Raw genomic sequence first — 4,163 nt, 5'->3', positions numbered from 1 at the left:
GAAGAGGATGTTCGGTTTTTTGGTGTCAGCAGTCGTTTTTGCGCTGCTCTTTTGTGGGGTGTTTTTGCAGGAAGTAATGGCCAGAAAAGGCAGAATTATAAGAATGCGAAAATAGATATTGGCAGAGTGATTCATGTTTTCAGTTAGATTCACAATTTGGCAAGAAAAGAAACTGGCCGTTTTCAACTACTGATCCAAAACCCGAAACTAGGCTAGTCCACACCACTGGGTCGATTCAAGAAAGTATGATTTTTTTGGGAAGAAAAGAGGCCGTCGGTGATAAATTACTGAAAAGCAAGTAGTGAATGCAAGAATGAAATATTGGAGTTTACAGCTAAACTTTTCATCAATGATGACACCGGATCAATTCACTCTCTGTTCAGAATCCGATAAATCTTTAACGAATTGGCGTTGCGAGAAACAACCAGGTTATGATCGCCAACCAGTACCACATCTCGGCAGTCCCCCTCGGCCAAAAAACCCGTCCGCTCGAAGTGTGCAGGCTGAAAATTTCCTTTGCCATCTCCCAATAACGCCAAGCCAGAGGAAGCATCATAGCGCCCTTCGATTGGTTCTGTGCTGAAATCATTGCCCACCAAAATGGCGTCCAAATGTCCGTCGTGGTTCACGTCGGTGGTGGCTATGCCTTGAATTGGGGCGAATTGGGCGAGCGTAGGTAGTTTTTTCAGGGTGAATTTACCGTCGCCCTGGTTCTCCAGGTACACGCTTTCTTGCAAAACGGCTCGCTTGACCACCGCACCTTTGCGCTGGTCGGCGCTCAAAACCTGCTGCATCGTGGCGGCAGCGTAGCTGGCGTAGTTCTGGAAGCGCGATTTCCAGGTAGGTAGTTGGGCTACGAATAAATCACGACCTGACATCGGCACTTCCTTGCCTTTTTTCCAAAGGGCAGGAATAGCGTCGAAACTTCCATTGCCGTCAAAATCACTTGCGTACGCAGTCAAAGGCTCTTTACTGGATATTCGATAAGAGGTGTTCAAACCGACATTGCCGACCAAGACGTCGATGTCGCCGTCACGGTCGAAATCACCGCTGCTCAGACAGTTCCAGAGACCAGCAGTACCGGGAAGTAGTTCGGTTGGGTCGCCAAGTTTTCCCTTCTCATTTCGAAAAAGGGTAATGGGCATCAATTCTCCCACGACGACCAGGTCCAACCAACTATCGCGATCTACGTCCAGCCAGCGGGCGTCGGTGACCATGCCCAGCTTTTGCAGGCCGGGCACGCCTGCCGTTCCATCCCGAAAAGTACCATTATCGTTGATTAACAAATAAGAATCACCCGCTTCGGGAAAGCGGGAGGGCGTCAACCGCCCGCCCCGGAATAAATCCAGGTCGCCATCGCCGTCGAAGTCAGCCGCCCGCACGCAGGAGCCGCTATGCCGGATGGGCGGCAGGCGGTCGGTGGCATCCGTGAAATGTCCCTCTCCATCGTTTAGGTAAAGCCGATCCTGAAAAAACTTTGACCCATCGGCGTATTCGTTCGACCCGCTCACCAGGTAAAGGTCCAGGTCCTGGTCGGCGTCCGCGTCGAAAAGCAGGACACCGACGTCCTCCTCGTCCTTCATTTTCAGGGAGTCGCAATAGGGCCGGGGCGTAAAATTCCCCCGCTCGTCCTGCAGGAAAAACCTGCCGTAATGACCGTAAGAACCGCCGGCAAAAAAATCTTCCCGCCCATCGCCATCGACGTCACCGGTTGCCAGCTTGGGGCCTTGCTGCGAGTATTTGTGCAAAAGCATTTTCTCGTCGTAGTCGTAGTCCACATAAGGAATTTCCGTGTGAGGAAAGTCCACTTTCTGTTTTACTTCCACCAGCAGTTTGTCGGCATTCTTCTTTATTTCAATTTTCTTGATTTCAATATTCTTGGGTACTGCCACCCGATAATCTACTTCCAATGTTTTTCCGGGTTCGACTTCCCGCAGCACCTGCACCTTGCCGTCGGGCCACTCTATTAATAGGGAATCGACTTTCGCGGATTCTCCCAAACCAAAATGCAGGCTACTTTCTACGGAAGATGCGTAGCCCCTGGTCGCACGGCATACTGCTTTCTGCAGTCTTTCGGTTTGAAAAACGGTAGCGGCAACGCCAATCCCGAACGGATTGCCGGGCGGACCTTTCAGTTTTATGGGTAAAAAATGGTTGTTCGCCGCGCTGTTATTTCGGAGAAAGGTAGCCTCGGCGTTGACATTGTTGGTGACGATGTCTAAGTCTCCATCCAAGTCTAAATCGGCGTAAACGGCTCCGTTCGATAAGGAAGGCTGTGGATCGGTCCACGTTTCGCTGACATCTTCAAAAGTCAGGTCACCCTTGTTTTTGAAAAAATAATTCGCGTTGTTCCAGGCGGGCAACTCCTGCACTCTTTGCAAGAATATTTTTTTGAAATCCGCCAGCGTGGTGTTCTGCGCGTTGAGGGATTGGTTGTATTTGATAAAATCCAAATCCGTGACATCGCGCAGATAGCCGTTGGTCACAAACAGGTCTTTCAGGCCATCATTGTCGAAGTCGGCAAAAAGGGGCGCCCAACTCCAATCCGTACGTGGCACCTCAGCCAGTTGCCCGATTTCGGCAAAGCGGGGCTGACCGTCGGCGGCAATTCCCAAATTAAGCTGCAGGGTATTCCGCATAAACTGCGGCTGGTAGCCCGCCCGCGTTTCCATATCGTACTGCACGTAATTCCCGCCGCCCGCCATGCGCTTGAACTGCTCGTCGGAGCGGGGGAGCATATCCAGTTGGATCAGGTCGAGGCGACCGTCATTGTTGTAGTCGGCGGCATCGTTGCCCATGCCAAATCGGCTGGTGTGCTTGAAATACTGGGCCGAAGATTCAAGGAAACTACCATCCCCCTGATTGATGTACAGATGGTCGTTGGTCAGGAAATCGTTGGACACCCACACGTCGTCGTAGCCATCTTCGTTGATGTCCATAATCGCCAGGCCCAGACCGTAGCCGTCGTGGACGATGCCCGCTTCGGTACTCACATCGGTAAAGGTGCCGTTTCCCTCGTTGCGATACAGTTTGTCGGGTGAAAGACCCAGGCCGTCTTTTCGGGCGGGATCGATCCGATTGGTATTCCGTTCCAGCGGACTGGTAGTGATGAGGTAGGCATCCAGGTCGCCATCTTTATCGTAGTCGAAGAAAACGGCCTGATTGGTGTAGCTCGTATCGGCTAGGCCAAACTGTCGGGCCATTTCCTTGAATCGGCCTCCTCCCTGGTTGACGTATAACTGATTGGCGCGATCCTCGCCGGGGTAGTTTCCCGATTTGCTCACGTAAATATCCAGGCGGCCATCGGCGTTAACATCGGCCATGGTGACGCCCGAAGACCACCCCCCTGATACCAGTCCCGCTTTCTCTGAAATGTCCTCGAATTGAAGCGGTTGGCCGTCGCGATTTCCTTTATTGAGGTAGAGCCGATCAGGGACCATGTTGCCGGCAAAATACAAGTCGGGAAAGCCATCGCCGTCGATGTCACCCACCGCAACGCCTGCCCCGTTATAGACTGGGTGAAAATCGAAGACATTGTGCCGCTCGTCTTCCTGAATCGTATTCTGGAAAGAAAGACCCGTCTGAGAAGCGGGCAGGGCCGTGAACAGCTTATCGCGCGACTCGCAGGAAACCAGCGCTACCAATGCCAATAAGGGAAGGATAACTTTCATGGACTCAATAGAAAAAGGCGGAAACGTGGTTCCCGCCTTACAAAGCACGTTCAAAAACAAAAATTACTTCGGATACTGCGTCAGATTGGGAATCAGCGACAGTTCGCTCAACGGAACGGGAAAGTACTCGTGTCGGCCCTTGACAAAACCTTTGGATTTCAGCACTTGTTCGGCGATTCCCCATCTGGCCAAATCGAAGAAGCGATGCCCCTCGAAAATGAGTTCTTTACGCCGTTCTTTTCGGATAATCTCGCGTAAAGTCGATTGGTTCGTGTCAGTGATTGGTGCCAACTTAGCCCGACTCCGTATCTGGTTGAGTGGCACGAGGGCTTTGTCGCTCTGCCCCTGCTCGTTGAGGGCTTCGGCCAGGTTGAGTAGCACTTCGGCGTAGCGGATAATGGGCTGGTTGACATCGAAGTTATTGGCACTGTTCATGTCCCGACCCTCGGGCAAAAACTTGCGAACGCTAACCCCGTTGAAATAGGTGGGTCG

At 52.0% G+C, this 4,163-nt stretch carries 2 protein-coding genes; both read right to left on the bottom strand.

Translation table 11 applies throughout. From position 1 onward, the window contains the following. Positions 1–368: 368 nt before the first annotated feature. On the bottom strand, positions 369–3,671 hold the full coding sequence (locus ACEW8P_RS13965; protein WP_373513692.1) for a VCBS repeat-containing protein: 3,303 nt from the start codon (positions 3,669–3,671) through the stop codon (positions 369–371). A 63-nt stretch (positions 3,672–3,734) separates the two neighbouring features. Beyond that, positions 3,735–4,163: RagB/SusD family nutrient uptake outer membrane protein (locus ACEW8P_RS13960; RefSeq protein ID WP_373513691.1), on the bottom strand; the 429-nt coding region annotated here is incomplete at its 5' end.

This window comes from Persicitalea sp. (assembly GCF_041751555.1).
Taxonomy (GTDB): Bacteria; Bacteroidota; Bacteroidia; order Cytophagales; family Spirosomataceae; genus Persicitalea.
The sequence above is the reverse complement of the archived record's forward strand: the minus strand, read 5'-3'. Positions and strand labels throughout refer to the sequence as shown.